12 protein-coding genes are annotated in these 16065 nt (G+C 68.5%); 7 read left to right on the top strand and 5 right to left on the bottom strand.

Features of this window, described 5'->3' with window-relative positions; all coding sequences use genetic code 11:
* Positions 1–36 precede the first annotated feature (36 nt).
* Entirely contained in the window at positions 37–1359 is a 1323-nt protein-coding gene (locus BBSC_RS07780; RefSeq protein ID WP_046726340.1) for a glycoside hydrolase family 3 N-terminal domain-containing protein, read from the bottom strand.
* A gap of 103 nt (positions 1360–1462) precedes the next feature.
* Between BBSC_RS07780 and BBSC_RS07775 the strand changes: the two genes are divergently transcribed.
* Positions 1463–4717: a UPF0182 family membrane protein gene (locus BBSC_RS07775; protein WP_046726317.1), complete on the top strand. Its 3255-nt coding sequence runs from the start codon at positions 1463–1465 to the stop codon at positions 4715–4717.
* Between the two features lie 127 nt (positions 4718–4844).
* Here BBSC_RS07775 and BBSC_RS07770 read toward each other — a convergent pair whose 3' ends face one another.
* Positions 4845–5615: an ABC transporter permease gene (locus BBSC_RS07770; RefSeq protein ID WP_033519754.1), complete on the bottom strand. Its 771-nt coding sequence runs from the start codon at positions 5613–5615 to the stop codon at positions 4845–4847.
* Between the two features lie 453 nt (positions 5616–6068).
* Between BBSC_RS07770 and BBSC_RS07765 the strand changes: the two genes are divergently transcribed.
* From BBSC_RS07765 to BBSC_RS07755, 3 genes are all read left to right on the top strand, one after another.
* Positions 6069–7160, top strand: a complete 1092-nt coding sequence (locus BBSC_RS07765; RefSeq protein ID WP_033519755.1) for an ABC transporter substrate-binding protein — start codon at positions 6069–6071, stop codon at positions 7158–7160.
* A 3-nt stretch (positions 7161–7163) separates the two neighbouring features.
* Entirely contained in the window at positions 7164–8393 is a 1230-nt protein-coding gene (locus tag BBSC_RS07760) for a nucleoside hydrolase (RefSeq protein ID WP_034535535.1), read from the top strand.
* Between the two features lie 281 nt (positions 8394–8674).
* Entirely contained in the window at positions 8675–9190 is a 516-nt protein-coding gene (locus tag BBSC_RS07755) for a GNAT family N-acetyltransferase (protein ID WP_033519758.1), read from the top strand.
* Between the two features lie 235 nt (positions 9191–9425).
* Here BBSC_RS07755 and BBSC_RS07750 read toward each other — a convergent pair whose 3' ends face one another.
* Positions 9426–10817 carry an amino acid permease gene (locus BBSC_RS07750; RefSeq protein ID WP_033519759.1) on the bottom strand — a complete coding sequence of 464 codons (1392 nt, stop codon included), beginning with the start codon at positions 10815–10817 and terminating at the stop codon, positions 9426–9428.
* Between the two features lie 318 nt (positions 10818–11135).
* Between BBSC_RS07750 and BBSC_RS07745 the strand changes: the two genes are divergently transcribed.
* A complete protein-coding gene (locus tag BBSC_RS07745) occupies positions 11136–11987 on the top strand; it encodes a deoxyribonuclease IV (RefSeq protein ID WP_033519761.1) in 852 nt (283 codons plus the stop codon).
* Between the two features lie 83 nt (positions 11988–12070).
* Here the strand turns inward: BBSC_RS07745 and BBSC_RS07740 are convergent, their stop codons facing one another.
* Together BBSC_RS07740 and BBSC_RS07735 are read right to left on the bottom strand one after the other, a co-directional pair.
* Positions 12071–12286 carry a helix-turn-helix domain-containing protein gene (locus BBSC_RS07740; RefSeq protein WP_033519762.1) on the bottom strand — a complete coding sequence of 72 codons (216 nt, stop codon included), beginning with the start codon at positions 12284–12286 and terminating at the stop codon, positions 12071–12073.
* A 1-nt stretch (position 12287) separates the two neighbouring features.
* Complete coding sequence (locus BBSC_RS07735; RefSeq protein ID WP_033519764.1) at positions 12288–12800, bottom strand: DUF2975 domain-containing protein; 513 nt, start codon at positions 12798–12800, stop codon at positions 12288–12290.
* A 220-nt stretch (positions 12801–13020) separates the two neighbouring features.
* On the opposite strand from BBSC_RS07735, the gene amrB reads away from it, so the two are divergent.
* Both amrB and amrS read left to right on the top strand, forming a co-directional pair.
* Positions 13021–14709 (top strand): AmmeMemoRadiSam system protein B, encoded by a 1689-nt coding sequence (gene amrB / locus BBSC_RS07730; protein ID WP_231649381.1) that lies wholly within the window; start codon positions 13021–13023, stop codon positions 14707–14709.
* Between the two features lie 142 nt (positions 14710–14851).
* The gene (amrS, locus tag BBSC_RS07725; RefSeq protein ID WP_081966309.1) at positions 14852–16015 is read left to right on the top strand and encodes an AmmeMemoRadiSam system radical SAM enzyme; all 1164 of its coding nucleotides are present in this window, start codon (positions 14852–14854) and stop codon (positions 16013–16015) included.
* The last annotated feature ends 50 nt before the right edge of the window (positions 16016–16065 follow it).

The following is a 16065-nucleotide window of genomic DNA, read 5'->3' as shown; positions in this document are numbered from 1 at the left end:
TGCGGCGCGTTGCGCGTCGTGCCGCACCGTCGGCCGTCAGCCCGCCAGATCCATCAGGTATTTGAGGGTCATCACGCGCGTGGCCGACCGCGTGACCTTGGCCGCGAAATCCGCGTCGGACCGCGCGCGGGCCAGCAGGCCGTCGAGGACCGGCTGCACATAGGCGGTGTCGCCGATGCAGGCAAGGTCGCCCCCGGCCTCGACCAGCCGCACGCCCAGCTGATCGGGCGCGATGCCGCCGAGCGCGGCGGCCGACAGCGAGTCCGACGTCACCACGCCGTCATACCCGGCCTCCCCGCGCAGATGGCTGTCGATGATGGCGGACGAGAACGCGGCCGGCGCCGAGGGGTCGATCGCCTGATACGTGGCCAGCGACATCATCACCATGACCGGGTCGGCCGCGTCGATCGCCTGTTCGAACGCCCCGGCCTCCCCGCCGCCGAGCGTGGTAGTCGTGTCGAGGATGCCGTCCGCGGTGAAATCGGTGTTGCCGCTCACCGCGCCCAGCCCCGGGTAGTGCTTCACCGCCGCACCGACCCCGGCCTGCCTCAGCCCCTCGATGAAGGCCGTGCCGTGGCCGGCGTTGCCCGCCGCGTCCAGGCCGAAATCGCGGTTCAGGGCGCCGATCGGCGCGTTCGAGGCGCGGTCCATCGTCACCGTGTCCAGCACGGGGGCCAGATCGACGTTGATGCCGGCCTGCGCCAGCTGCGCTCCCCACACGGCGGCGGAGGCGCGCAGCTGATCGGCGCTCATGCGCCCCTGCTCCACCGCGCTCGGCATCGCGTCGAATCCGGCGCCCGTCAGGTGCTGCACCAGACCGCCCTCCTGATCGGTGGCCATGATCAGCCGGTTGTCCGCCGGCGCATAACCCTGCAGGGCGTCGGTCGCCTGGCGCACGCCGGCGGTGCCGTCGACCCAGTTGCCGATGATCAGCACCGAACCGACATGCCGGTTCGCGATGAGGTCGCTCAGGGCCGACGCGTCCGATCCGGCGAACAGGGGCGCCATGACCAGCTGGCCTACCCGTTCCTCCACGCTCATGCCGTTCACGGCCGTTTCGGCACGGCGGCGCGCCTGATCGAGCCGCACCAGCCGCGCGGAGGCTTCGGGCACCGCGCCGCGATCCAGCGTCAGCGGAGCGTGCGCGCCGCCAGCCGGCGAAGAGGACGCGGAGCCGGGCCGAGCGGAAGCGGGGTCATGCGGGAGGCGCGCGGACAGGGCGCCCCAGACCGACGGCCATGCCAGCCATACGCCGGCCGCCGCCAGCACGGCCACGCACAGGGCCGCCACGGCCAGGCGCCAGGGATGACGGGACGGCGAACCGGTGATGCGGACATGCTGGGAAGGCGGTTGCGTCATGCTCCCGATTATGGCACAGCGCGTTCCGGCGCGCCGCATGTACCGTCCGGCGTTTTCCTTGACGGCATAACCCCATTCCGCACCTGCCGCTACGCTGGAAGGCATGTCTTTTTTTGATATGTTCGGCCCCATGTTCGATCCGGAATCCGATCCGGGTGACCCGCGGAACCGCCGCTCCGGCAACGATGACGATCCGGTGATCCTCAACGTGCAGGCGGACGGCGACGAGACGGGGCAGCGCCCCGACGCGGGCGCCCGCCCGCCGCGCCGCCCGGCCGGCCCGCGCCTGACGCAGCGCCCGAGCGCGCCGCATGCGGGCCGCGGGTCGAAGATCCTCATCGGCGTGGTCGTCGCGATCGTGGTGCTCGTGGGGCTGTTCTTCGGTCTGGCCAACTTCATCACCGACCTCATGTGGTACGGCCAGCTCGGCTTCCAGAGCGTCGTGTGGACGCAGCTCGGGGTGAAGGTCGGCCTGTGGGTCGCCTACGCGGCGCTCATGGCGCTGGTCGGCTTCGTCTCGGCGGCGCTCGCGATCCGCGCGCGCCCGGACTCGGCCGACGGCTCGACCATCCGCATCAACGGGGACGTCGTCGAGGTCGGCAAGGGCATCAGCTCGAAGACCGCGCGCCGCATCGCCGTGGTCATCTCGCTGATCGTCGGCATCGTGTTCGGCGCCCAGTTCAACGCGAACTGGGCCGACATCCTGCTCATGTTCAACGCGCAGCGCTTCGGCACCACCGATCCGCAGTTCGGCCTGGACAACGGCTTCTACGTGTTCATCCTGCCCGGCCTGCAGCTGGTCGTCTCCGCCGTGTCGATGCTGCTGTTCATCGGCATCGTCTTCTCGCTGGTCACGCATGTGCTCATGGGCGGCATCCGCTTCACGATGCCGGTGCACGGCCGCGGCGTGCTCGACGTCACCAAGCGCGCCCGCCGCCAGATCGCCGTCTGGCTGATCCTCAACATGCTCGCGTGGTCCGGCCGCCAGATCGTCGGCGTGTTCGCCCACCTGACCCAGCAGGGCGACCGCATCACCGGCGCCACCTACACGACCGTCAACGCGACGATCCCGGTCACCTTCGTCATGGCCGCGATCACCGCCATCCTCGGCCTGTTCCTCGGCGTGTGGCTCATGAGGTCGCATGCGCTCGAAGGCCCGGCCAAGCCGACCGTCCGCGCCGCCGCGGCGCTCAAGGCGTGGCGCACGCCGGTCGTCGCCATCGCCGCCACCGTGGTCGTCTCGATGGTGCTGACCGTCGCGTGGCCGATGCTGCTGCAGCGCTTCAAGGTGAATCCGAACGCGCAGGAGATGGAGTCGAGCTACATCCAGCGCAACATCGCGGCCACGCAGCAGGCCTATGGGCTCGACGGCATCAAGGTCGAGCAGTACGAGGCCACCACGCGCGGCGAAAGCGGCGCGCTGTCGAACGAGACGGAGACCACCGCGCAGATCCGACTGCTCGATCCGCAGGTCGTCTCGCCCACGTTCAAGCAGCTGCAGCAGTCCAAGCAGTACTACACCTTCGCCGACACGCTCGCCGTCGACAAGTACGAGATCGACGGCGAAAGCCAGGACACGGTGATCGCCGCCCGCGAGCTCGACCTCGACGGCCTCGACAACCGCAACTGGGTCAATGACCACACCGTGTACACGCACGGCTACGGCGTCGTCGCCGCCTACGGCAACAAGGTGACGGCCGACGGCCAGCCGCGGTTCTTCGAATCGGGCATCCCCACGCAGGGCAAGCTCACCGATTCCGAGAAGTACGAGCCGCGCATCTACTTCTCGCCGAACGCCACCGAGTACTCGATCGTCGGCGCGCCGGAAGGCACCGAATCGTGGGAGTTCGACTACCCGACCGGTTCCCAGGGCGCCACCACCACGTTCAGCGGCGACGGCGGCCCCTCGGTCGGCAACATCTTCTCCCGCCTGCTCTACGCGATCCGCTTCGGCTCCGACCAGATCCTGTTCTCCGACCGCGTGACCTCGGCCTCGCAGATCCTCTACGACCGTTCCCCGAAGGAGCGCGTCGCCAAGGTCGCCCCCTACCTGACGCTGGACGGGCGCGTCTACCCGGCCGTCGTCGACGGGCGCGTCAAGTGGATCGTCGACGGCTACACCACGTCGGACGCCTACCCGTACTCGCAGATGACCGATCTGGGCGAGGCCACCGAGGACTCCACCACCACGACCTCGAGCACGATCACCGGGCTCGGCTCGCAGAAGGCCAACTACATCCGCAACTCGGTCAAGGCCACGGTCGACGCGTACGACGGCTCGGTCGACCTGTACGTGTGGGACGAGAACGACCCGGTCATCAAGGCGTGGCAGCAGATCTTCCCCGGCCAGTACCACCCGGTGTCGGAGATCTCCGGCGATCTGATGAGCCACCTGCGCTACCCGGAGAACCTGTTCAAGGTGCAGCGCGAGCTGCTCGCCAAGTACCACGTCGGTTCGGCCAGCCAGTTCTTCTCCGGCGAGGACTTCTGGCAGACCCCGGTCGACCCGACCGAATCCGAAAGCGCGCAGAAGCAGGACATCCTGCAGCCGCCGTACTACCTGACGCTGCAGACCGGCGGCTCGTCCGAACCGGTGTTCTCGCTGACCTCCTCGTACATCCCCGCCGGCACGTCCACGCGCGAGATCCTCACCGGGTTCCTGTCCGTCGACTCCGACGCGGGCTCCACGAAGGGCAAGATCGGCGCGAACTACGGCACGATACGCCTGCAGGAGCTGCCCAAGGACTCGAACGTGCCGGGCCCCGGGCAGGCGCAGAACAACTTCAACGCGGACGCCGACGTGTCCAAGGAGCTCAACCTGCTGCAATCCGGCTCCACGAACGTCAAGCGGGGCAACCTGCTGACCCTGCCGCTCGGCGGCGGCCTGGTGTACGTGCAGCCCGTGTACGTGCAGTCCAGCGGCTCGACCTCGTTCCCGCTGCTCAAGAAGGTGCTGGTCGCCTTCGGCGATCAGGTCGGCTTCGCCGACACGCTCGACGAGGCGCTCGACCAGGTGTTCGGCGGTGATTCGGGCGCCGCCGCGGGCGACGCGGAGAACGCCGGGCACACGTCCGGCACGGCCTCCGGTTCCGGAGGCGAGGGCGCGGGATCCGGCTCCTCGGATTCGCAGGGGTCGACGGACAAACAGGCCGGCTCCGACTCGTCCTCCGACGGGTCCGGCTCCGGCAAGTCCGACGGCTCGTCCCAGACGAACGCCGACCTCAAGGCAGCCCTGCAGGACGCCGCCCAGGCGATGAAGGACTCCGACGCCGCCATGAAGAACGGCGACTGGACCGCCTACGGCCAGGCCCAGAAGCAGCTGCAGGACGCCCTGAACAAGGCCCTATCCCTGCAGTAGCCCCTACAGCCGGCAATGAAAAATCCCCGCCTTCAGCGGGGATTTATTCGTATGTCGCCACGAACCGTGGCGATGGACGGTCTGCGGCTTGGCTCCCCTCAGCGGAGGGAGCCAGAATTGCGCGGGCTCACTCGTCGGGGTCGAAATCCTCATCGACCGGGCCGAGCAGCACGCGTTCGCACACGTTGACGATGAGCATGAGCAGCACGGTCAGCAGCACGATCACGATCGTGGCCGAGAAGATCAGCGGCGTGCGGAACGAGTTGTAGGCGGCCTGCAGCCAGATGCCGAGCCCCTTGCGCGCGCCGAGGTATTCGGCGGTGGTCGCGGTGGCGAAGATGTAGGCGGCGCTGATGCGCACGCCGCCGAAGATCTGGCGGGCCGCCACGCGCAGCTTCACATGCCACAGCGTCCACGTCGGCGTCGCGCCGCAGGTGAGCGCCACATCCGTGTAGAACTGCGGCACGGCCTTCAGCCCGCGGATCGTCTGCACCGCGATGGGGAACAGGCCCCAGAACGCCGTGATCACGATCTTGCCGGAGATCTCGAAGCCGAACCAGATCAGGAACAGGGGCGCGATGGTGATCAGCGGCATCGTCTGCGCCGCGTACAGCAGCGGGTACAGGGCCGCGTTCAGCGTGCGGAAGCAGTAGAAGGCGATGCCGATCAGCACGCCGCACAGTATGGCGAACGCGAATCCCACGAACCCCTCGAAGGCGGTGACCTGCGTGGCCGGCCACAGCGTCGGCCACGCGTCGATGGTCGCCTTGACGATCTGGGTCGGGGAGGAGAACATGCTCTGCGGCACCTTGCCGATCCGCACCCATGCCTCCCACACGGCCAGCAGTGCGATCACGGCCGTGACGGTCGCCAGACGGTCCTTGATAGTCGCTTTCATCAGCGGTCACCTTCCCCTTCCATGAGGGTCGTTCTTCAGCGGACGGGCGGCGATGCGCGGTAAGGTGAGGAGCCCGCGTGCCATCCCGTTCGGGGTGCGCCGCCGGTCCGGCGGCGTCATCGGCTTGCATGACCATTATGTCGTCATCGCGGACTTTTCTCGCGGAACCCCGCGAACGGGCCGCGTGGGCCATGCGTGTGGATCATGCACGGAAGCGGCGTTGCCGGCCCGGCCTTGTCCCGGCAACGGGTACAATCAAAAGCGCTTCAGCGCCAATGTGTGACAAACCGCGGTTGATTCGCATGCGTAGTTGTGTATTTGGGGAATACGGCCGGCGGGGGGCATTGGGCAAGCGGGACTAGGCCCTACCACCGTTCTCTGCCGACCTCCGCTTGAAAGCGCCCCAGAGAACGGTATCGTAGCGATACGTTTGAGAAGATCTAGGGAATCATCATGACCATTGCGTCCAGCATTCGTAAAGCCGCGACCGGTGTCATCGCGGGAGTCTCGGCCATCGCCATGGCCTTCTCGCTGGCCGGGTGCGGCAGCACCAACGCGGCGGACAAGGCCGCCGACGGAAGCAAGCTCACCAAAGTCACCTTCATGCTCGCGTGGATACCCGATACCAACCACATCGGCGTGTATGTGGCCAAGAACAAGGGGTACTTCAAGGACGCCGGGCTCGACGTCGACATCGTGGCCGTGGCCCAGGCCGGCGCCGAGCAGGCCGTGAACAACGGCGTCGCCGACTTCGCGCTGTCCAACATGTACAACGCGGCCAGCTACACCGACCTCAAGGGCGCGCACATCAAGCAGGTGCTGCAGGTGCAGCAGAAGCCGAGCGCCATCTGGTGCGCGCTCGCCAGCAACACCGCCATCAAGTCCCCGAAGGACTTCGACGGCAAGACCTTCGCCACCTTCGGCGGCAACGAGTCCGATGCGGTCATCAAGCGCATGGTGCAGTACGACGGCGGCAAGGGCGAGTTCGACAAGGTGACCGTCGGCACGTCCACCTTCAAGACGCTCGAATCCGGCAAGGCCGACTTCGGCGGGTTCTACGCCACCTGGGAGGGCGTGCAGGCCGAGATGTACGGCCCGCAGCTCAACTGCTTCACCGAGCCCGACTACGGCGTTCCCGGCAACGGCGACGCGATCGGCATCATCACCAGCGACAAGATGATCAAGGAGAAGCCCGACCTCGTGCGCAAGTTCGTCCAGGCCTCGCAGAAGGGCTACGAGTACGCGTACGCCAACCCGGACGACGCGGCCTCGATCCTGGTCAAGGAAGCCCCCGACGCCAACCTCGAGGAGGCCTTCGTCAAGAAGAGCATGCACATGATCGTCGACGGCCAGTACTGGGGCGACCCGGAGAAGATCAAGTCCGGCGAGTTCGTGCGCGGCACCAACGACTTCGTCGAGACGCAGAAGCGCTTTGACTTCCTCGGCGAGGCACACGCGTACACCGACGCCAACGGCAACCCGGTCGACACCATCCCGCAGTCCAAGGACGGCGCCACCAACGAATTCCTGAAAGGTGCGAAGTAACCCATGACCCGAATCGTGCTCGACGTCGACACCGGCATCGACGATACGCTGGCAATCTGCTACCTGCTCGGCTCCGACGGCGCCGACCTGCTGGGGGTTATCGGCACATATGGCAATGTGCTCGCGCGCACCGCCGTACGCAACAATCGCGATGTGCTGCGGCTGTTCGGGCGCGAGGACATTCCGGTGCTGCTCGGCTGCGAGCAGCCCTCATGGGCCGACCTGTTCGAGGTGGATGAGGGCTGCGCCCGATTCCATGGCGGCAACGGGCTCGGCAACGTGAACCCGGCCGACTACGGCGTGCACGCTCCAGCCGGCGCCGACGAGATCCTGGCCCGGCCGAGCGTCGGCATCCACGAATCCGGCGCGGATGCCTCCGCGCCGGGGCTCGCCGTCGGCGGGCGGTCCGGTTCGCCCGCCGCGGCCACCGTCTCGGACGGCGGCGCGGTTGCCGGCGGTGCGGCCCCGTTCCGCCGGCATCTGGTCAAATCCGTCGGCGGCGACCGGTTCGACATCGACATGGAAGCGGCCGGCGCCGATGGGGCGGGGCGCATCCCGGCCGTGCCTCCGGTGCGCGACGGCGCCGGCGTGCAGTTCATCGTCGACGCCGTGCGCCGCTATGGCCGTGACGTGACGATCGTGGCGACCGGCCCGCTGACCGACGTCGACGCGGCGATCGCGCTGGCGCCGGACATCGTGCCCGACCTGCGCGTGGTGATGATGGGCGGCGCGCTCACGCAGGAGGGCAACTGCTACGACCTGATCTGCGAGACGAACATCATCCAGGACCCGGAGGCCGCGAACCGCGTGTTCCGCTCCGGCGCCGACGTGACGATGATCGGCCTCGACGTGACCCACCAGTGCCTGATGACCCGCGCCGACGCCGCCGCGTGGCGCGCGACCGGCACGAAGCGCGGCGCGTTCCTCGCCGACATGGTCGGGTTCTACATCAACGCGAACGAGGCCAGCGACCCGGTCTTCGCCGACGGCAGCCCGCTGCACGACCCGCTGGCTGTGGCCGTGGCGCTCGACCCGACGCTGGTCGACTGCTTCGGCATCAACATGATGACCGAAACGGCGACCGGACGCGGGCACGGCTTCCGCGGGCGCACGATCGGCGATCCGACCCGCCTGCGCGACCCGCGCAAGACCGCCCGCGTCGCGCTCGGCGTCGACGCCGAGCGCTTCACCGCGCAGTTCCGCGACCGCCTCACCGCCCTGTGCGCGCGGTAGCGCCCCGCGTTGAAAATCGCGCGTGACCTGTCCGGCTCCCCTTGCTGAGGGGAGCCGTCTGCAATCGATGCGACCATGGCTCGAACCGTCTTTTGCCGGATGCCGCCACTTCCGGAATGCTCATGCTCCCGATGGCGGGAGCTGTCTCGCGCAGCGAGACTGAGGGTGGTCGTATGCGGTAGCGTCGGTTCATCCGGGCAGCCGCGCCGAAAGCCCCGTCGCAAGGGCGGCGTATGGGCATATAGCCCGGTTGAACGGACTCTTTTGCTATCGTGAGCACCATGCCTGACTATGCCATTCGTCCGGCCGCGGACAGCGATCTTGCGGCCATCACCGCCATCTACAACGAGTCGGTCGTCCGCGGCGGCGCCACCGCCGACCTTGAACCCGTCACCCTTGAACAGCGCCGTGCCTGGGTGGAGGGGCACACGCCGCGGGACCGGTATCCGGTCGTGGTCATCGAGACGGAGTCCGACGGCGTGCGGCGGGTCGTGGGCTTCGGCTCCCTGTCGAAGTTCCACCCGCGCCCGGGCTATGACGGCATCGCCGAACTGAGCTACTACATCGCCGGCGCATTCCAGAGGCAGGGGCTCGGCACCGCGATGGCCGGATGGCTGCTCGGCGCCGCCATCCGGCGCGGCTTCACCCACGTCACCGCGATCATCTACGCGGACAACGCCGGCTCCATCGCGCTCATGCGCCATTTCGGATTCACCCGGTTCGGGCTGCTGCCCGACGCGGTGGCCGCAACCGACGGAGAACTGCACGGCATGAGCTACTGGTACCGCGCGCTGTGAGAGTGGGCCCGGCACGGAACTGAAATCTCGTGCCGGGCCGCGTTTGTTGCGGGTCTGCCGGTCCTGCACACGGTGCCATTGCGCGCTACTGTCGAGTTGTCGGTGCACGACCGAGTAGTGGAACCGGTTGCAACAGAGGTTTTAACGTTATAATCGACCGTTTTTGGGCCCTGTCTCGTCACTCGCGCACCGACAACTCGACAGTAGCGCGCAATCGGCGCGCATCACGGGCCGCTTACCGCTCGTCACGCCGCCGCGCAAGCGCGCGGTAGCCCGCATAGCAGCAGGCCACGAACGGCACCATGCAGTACAGCGTCGGCCGTTGCGCGGGATCGAGCGCCACCAGCACCAATGCCCCGACGCACATCAGCATCGCCATCCAGGGCAGCACCGGGTAGCCGGGCGCGCGGTAGCCGAGCTCGTCGGCGCCGTGCCCGGCCAGCCTCCACTCCCTCCTGAAGCGGATATGGCACACGCACACGGAGAACCACACCACCAGCGTCGCCAACCCGGACACGGCGACCAGCACCAGATACACGGTCGAAGCGGCGACCACGGAGGACAACAGGGCCAGCAGCGAGCCGGCCATGCTGAACAGCACCGCCCACACGGGCACGCCGCGGAAATTCGTCTTCGCGAACCGCCGGGGGATCAGATGCTCCTTGGCCAACGACCACACCATGCGCGAGCACACGTACAGGCCGGAATTCGCCGCGGAGAGCACGGCGGTCAGCACCACGAAGTTCATGACGTCGCCGGCGAACGGCATGCCGATCGACTGGAACACCAGCACGAACGGACTCGTGTCGACCCCGGCCCGGTGCCAGGGGATCAGCGCGGCCATCACCAGGATCGAGCCGATGAAGAACACCGCAAGACGCAGCACCGTGGTGTGCACGGCCTTCGGGATGGCGCGCGAGGGGTCCTTGGTCTCGCCGGCCGCCACGCCGACGACCTCGGTGCCCGAAAACGCGAACACGACGGTCAGCAAGGTGGACAGGATCGGCGCGATGCCTTGGGGAAACCAGCCGTCGGCGGTGAAATTGGCGAACAGCGGCGCCTTGCCGTAGCCGGCGATCGGCACCGCGCCGAAGATCGCCAGCAAGCCGATCACGATGAACGCGACGATCGCGACCACCTTGATCGACGCGAACCAGAACTCCGCCTCGCCGTACAGGCGAACCGACATGATGTTCAGCGCGAACACCGCGACGATGAACGCGGCCGACCACACCCAGGACGGCGAATGCGGGAACCAGCGCTGCATCAGCAGGCCCGCGGCCGTGAATTCCGAGGCGAGCGCCACCGCCCAGTTCAGCCAGTAGAGCACGGCGATGACGAACGCGGTGCCGGGGCCGATGAACCGCTTCGCATACAGGTGGAAGCTGCCGGCATACGGCATGGCCACCGACAGCTCGCCGAGCGAGACCATCACGCAGTAGACGAGCGCGGATCCGACCGCATAGGCGAGGATCGCGCCGAGCGGGCCGGCCTGATGGATCGTATACCCGGAGCTGACGAACAGGCCGGTGCCGATCACCCCTCCCAGGGAGATCATCGTCAGATGGCGCGATTCCATCCTCCGTTCGAGGCCGGTGCCGTCTTGCGACGCGTCGGTTGCCGCCATGCCGTACTCCTTGCTGCAATGTGCCGGGCGTATGATGATGCGCGGCGCGGGCGCGCGGTCCGAAGCCGCGCGCGGACCGGCCGCCTCCCATATGATACCGGCGGGCGATACCGGCAGGACGATACCGGCGGCGATACCGGCGGCGGCGCCGGGAGAGGGAGGCGTTCGGCTACCATATGCAGCGGAGCCCCGCGAGGGCGATCGCACGCGGTGCGGCGGCCCGGCGGCCGACCGCGGCGACGAACGCGGTACCGGGCATCGCGGGGCATATGCCGTACGCAACGGCGGACGGGCATCGATAAGAATGGGGGAGACGCCATGACGGAACTGCTGATCGGATCGCATTTGTCGACATCGGGCGGGTGGGGCGAACTGCTGCGCCGCTCGCATGAGGAGCGCGGCACCACCTTCGCGTTCTTTCCGCGTTCGCCGTACGGCAAGCGGTCGAAGTCGCTGGACCCCGCGGGCGCGCACGGCTTCGCCGAACGGCTCATCGCCGAGCACTACGGGCCGCTGGTGGTCCATGCGCCCTACGTCTACAACCTCGCCGGCAAGGACGAGTCCAAACGCGAGTTCGCCATACAGGCGCTCGCCGAGGACATCCGGCTGCTGACGCCGATCCGCGAGGCCGGGCAGGAGATCTACATCAACATCCATCCCGGTTCGCACGTCGGGCAGGGCGCCGAGGCCGGGTGCCGGCTGATCGGCGAGGGGCTCAACCGCGTGTTCGAGCAGGAGAGCGGCATCATGGTGCTGCTGGAGACGATGGCCGGCAAGGGCACCGAATGCGGGCGCAGCTTCGAGGAGCTCGCCACGATCATCGACGGCGTCGACGACGGCGCCAACGTCGGCGTCACCTTCGACACCTGCCATGTGCTGGACGCCGGCTACGATCTGGTCGGCGACTTCGACGGCGTGATGCGCCGGCTGGACGACGTGATCGGCTTGGACCGGGTGAAGGCCATCCACGCGAACGATTCCCAGTTCGGGCTGGGGTCGCACAAGGACCGTCACGCCAACATCGGCGAGGGCCATCTCGGCCTGCCGTTCTTCACCCGGCTGGTGACCGATCCGCGCCTGGGCGCGTTGCCGATGATCCTCGAGACCAAGGAGCTGACCGAAACCACGCACCGCGACGAGATTGCGCTGCTGCGCGGGCTGGTCGCCTAGTATCCTGCGTCGTAAGTTCGTGTACTATGTCTGGCTCAGTCTCCAAGAGGGGAGCCGTGCAGGCCGCGTTGCGGGCGTCGCCGTCAGTCGTCGTCGCCCGGCACCCATTCGAGGATGTCGCCGGGCTGGCAATCGAGCGCCTGGCAGAGCGCGTCGAGCGTGGTGAAACGCACGGCCTTGGCCCGGCCGTTTTTGAGGATCGACACGTTCGCCGGCGTGATGCCGACCCGTTCGGCGAGCTCGCCGACGCCGATCTTGCGCTTCGCCATCATGACGTCGAGATTGATGCGGATCGCCATGTCAGATCACCTGCTCCAGCTCGCTGGACTGGTCGGTCGCCGCGTGCAGCAGCCCCTTCATCACGATCATGAGCAGGATGAACCCGATCTCCGCGACGAGCGTGACGCCGAGCACCACGGCGATCGAGAAGAAATCCATGGCCTGCATGGACGGGTCGGGCGCGCCGGTGGCTAGGAAGCAGGCGAGCGTCGCGGCGGTCAGCGCCGTGCCGGCCGAGGCGCAGACGAGGATCAGGTTCACGCAGGGCATGGCCTTCGCGGTGAACACCGCACCCGAGCCGGACAGCGAGAACAGCCGCCATACGCCGACGAACGCGATCTCGACGCACAGGACGAACAGTTCTCCCATCACCGCATACGGCCAGCGCATCGGCGCCTGACTGTCATACAGGTCGGCCAGCGACCGGCTGAATCCCGGCACCGCGAACATCTGCGCCCACAGGCAGACCAGCCAGATCAGCACGACGATGGCCTGCAGCCCGTGCAGCACCCATGGGTTCATGTAGCGTTTCATGGCGAATCCTCACTTGCGCATGCGGTGTACGCATGTGGTATACGCATGCAGCATCGAAAACATTGCTTATCAATATGATCGTATTGTAATTCAATATGCCGAACAATATGCCGAACGCAGAGCGCGCGCCATCGGAGCCTGCCGCGCGCGGCGACGGCGCTTCGCCGGGAGCGCGCGTCCGCGCGGATCGCGGGCTACGATGGAGGCAGAGGTGGTTGCCATGATGAGGCTTACTCGACACGATGACGATCCACAGCGGAATGCGGCGAGCATCGGCGCCCGCCCGCGCATCCGCCCCGCGGCCGTGGCCGGCGCGTTCTACCCGTCCGACCCGGATGCGCTGCGCGGCATGATCGACCGGCAGCTGGACCAGGCGCGCCGTCTGCTGCGGGGCGTGGCGGGCCGCCTGCCGCACGGCGCGCCGAAAGCGGTGATCGTGCCGCATGCCGGCTACGTGTATTCGGGGTCGACCGCGGCGCTCGCCTACGCGCTGCTCGAACGCGGGCGCGGCACGATCCGCCGCGCGGTGATCGTCGGGCCGACGCATCGCGTCGCCGTGCGCGGCGTGGCGTGCCCGACCGCTACCGCATGCGCCACGCCGCTCGGCGTCGTCCCCATCGACGTCGCCGCCGAACGGGAGGCGATGCTCGCCGTGCCGTCCATGATCGTCAACGATCCGACCCATGCGCGGGAACACGCCGTCGAGGTGCAGATCCCCTTCCTGCAACGGGTGCTGGGCGACGATCTGTCGGTCGTCCCGCTCAACGCCGGCGACGCGACGCCCCGCGAAGTCGGCGACGTGATCCGCGCGCTGTGGGACGGGCCCGAAACGGTGATCGTCATCAGCTCCGACCTGTCGCACTACCATCCCGAAGCCGTGGCCCGCCGCCTCGACGACGCCACCATCGCGGGCATCGCCGAACGCGCCATGCCGATCATGCCGAACCGCGCATGCGGCGCCTACCCGGTCAACGGCCTGATCGACGCCTGCCTCGGCAAACGGCTGGGCATACGGTTTCTCGGCTGCTCCACCTCCGGCGACGACGGCGCGGTGGCGCTCGCGAACGACCTCGCGCGCCCCGGAGAGGATGCCGGCGGCCCGCTCGCCGTGCGCCCGCCCATGGCCGACCCGGATGCGCCGGTCGTCGGCTATGCCTCGTTCGCGGTGTGGCAGGACGATGACGGGGCGCAAGACGGCGGTGACGCGGCCGCCGATGCCGGTATCGGTGCGGGGAGCCGGGAGCAGACCCCGGAGGCGGAATCGCATGAGGATCGCCTGTCGGGCGGCGTTTCGTCGGAAGCGCGCACGGCGGGGAATCGGGCCGACGTGCTGCCGGCCGACGCCGGCCCGGTGCTGCTGCGGCTGGCCCGCATCGCGCTGGAGCGGCACCTCGGCATCGATACGGGCACGGGCGAAACCCCCGCGGATATGACCGCCCGCCACGGCTGGCTCGGCGAGCCGGGCGCCAGCTTCGTCACGCTCAGGGAGCGCGGGCGGCTGCGCGGATGCATCGGCTCGCTGGAGGCGTACCGCCCGCTCGGGCGCGACGTGGCAGAGCATGCGGTCGACGCGGCGTCGCGCGACCCGCGGTTCCCTCCCGTGAGCGTGCGGGAATACCCGCTGCTCGACGTCGAGGTATCGGTGCTGTCGAGCCCGGAGCCGCTGCGCGCCGCCTCGCGCGAGGCGCTCGAACGGGCGCTGCGCCCCGGCGAGGACGGTCTGATCATCGACGACGGCCGGGGCCACCGCGCCACCTTCCTGCCGCAGGTGTGGGGCGAACTGCCCGAGCCGCATGATTTCGTGTCGCAGCTGCTGCGCAAGGCCGGACTGCCCGGCGACTGCACATGGTCGGATGCGCGCATCGCGTGCGAACGGTACGCGGTGACGGCCTTCGGGGAAGGCGAGTGACGCCATGGCCGAAATGACTGCGACGGCCGCAATGACGGCGGCAACGGCAACGAAGGCGACGACGAAAGTAACGGCAACGGTAACGACGGCTGGCTGGCGTGGCGTCCGCGCTGTGGATGCGGGTACGGACACAGATACGGACATGGAGGCGGGTGCCGGGGAGCCCGGACCGGTTCCGGGCGGCGGCCGCGCGGACTCTCGCAATCCCATCGCCGCCGCGCCCTCCCGCGGCGATCCGGGCGCGGCCCATGTCGGGCGTTGGCAGCGCCGCCTGGCCGACGGCCGTGTGCAATGCGACCTGTGCCCGCGCCACTGCCGGCTGCGCGAGGGCCAGCGCGGCTTCTGCTTCGTGCGCGGATGCCGCGGCGGGCGCATCGTGCTGGACACCTACGGGCGCAGCTCCGGCTTCGCGATCGACCCGGTGGAAAAGAAGCCGCTCAACCATTTTTACCCCGGCTCCTCGGTGCTGAGCTTCGGCACGGCCGGATGCAACTCGGCATGCCGGTTCTGCCAGAACTGGGACATCTCCACCTCCCGGCAATGGGACACGCTCGCCGCCGAGGCCTCGCCCGGCGCCATCGCCGCGGCGGCCGCACGCGAGGGAGCCGAGGCCGTCGCGTTCACGTACAACGATCCGATCGTGTTCGCCGAATACGCGATCGGCACGGCCGCGGCCTGCCATGAGCGGGGCGTGCGCACCATCGCCGTGACCGCCGGATACATGTCGGCGTGCGCCCGGCCGGACTTCTACGGGGTCATGGACGCGGCGAACATCGATCTCAAGGGCTTCAGCGAGGAGTTCTACCGCACGGTCACCGGCACGCATCTGGCCGACGTGCTTGACACCATCGCCTATGCCGTCAACGGCACCGACGCGTGGGTGGAACTGACCACGCTGCTCATCCCCGGACTCAACGATGACGAGGCGCAGCTGCACGCCGAATGCGCGTGGATCCGCGAGACATGCGGCGCCGACGTGCCCCTGCACTTCTCCGCGTTCCACCCCGCCTACAAGATGGCCGACCTGCCGCCGACCCCGGTCGGGACGCTGGTCCGCGCGCGCCGGATCGCCCTCGACGAGGGACTGCGCTACGTGTACACCGGCAATGTGTTCAACCGCGAGGGCGACACCACGTTCTGCCCCGGCTGTGGCAGGGCGCTCATCGTGCGCGACTGGTACGACATCGTTTCCTGCGCGCTGACCGCCGACGGCCGTTGCCCCGGGTGCGGCACGGCGATTCCGGGCCGCTGGGACGAGGCCGGCGCGGGCCATTTCGGCCGCCGGCGCCGCCTGGTGCGGGTGTGACGGGTCGCGGCCGTTGACTTCCTCTTCCGCTATCGTGTACAGCCGTTGGC

The sequence above is a fragment of the Bifidobacterium scardovii JCM 12489 = DSM 13734 genome (assembly GCF_001042635.1).
Classification (GTDB): Bacteria; Actinomycetota; Actinomycetes; order Actinomycetales; family Bifidobacteriaceae; genus Bifidobacterium; species Bifidobacterium scardovii.
The sequence above is the reverse complement of the archived record's forward strand: the minus strand, read 5'-3'. Positions and strand labels throughout refer to the sequence as shown.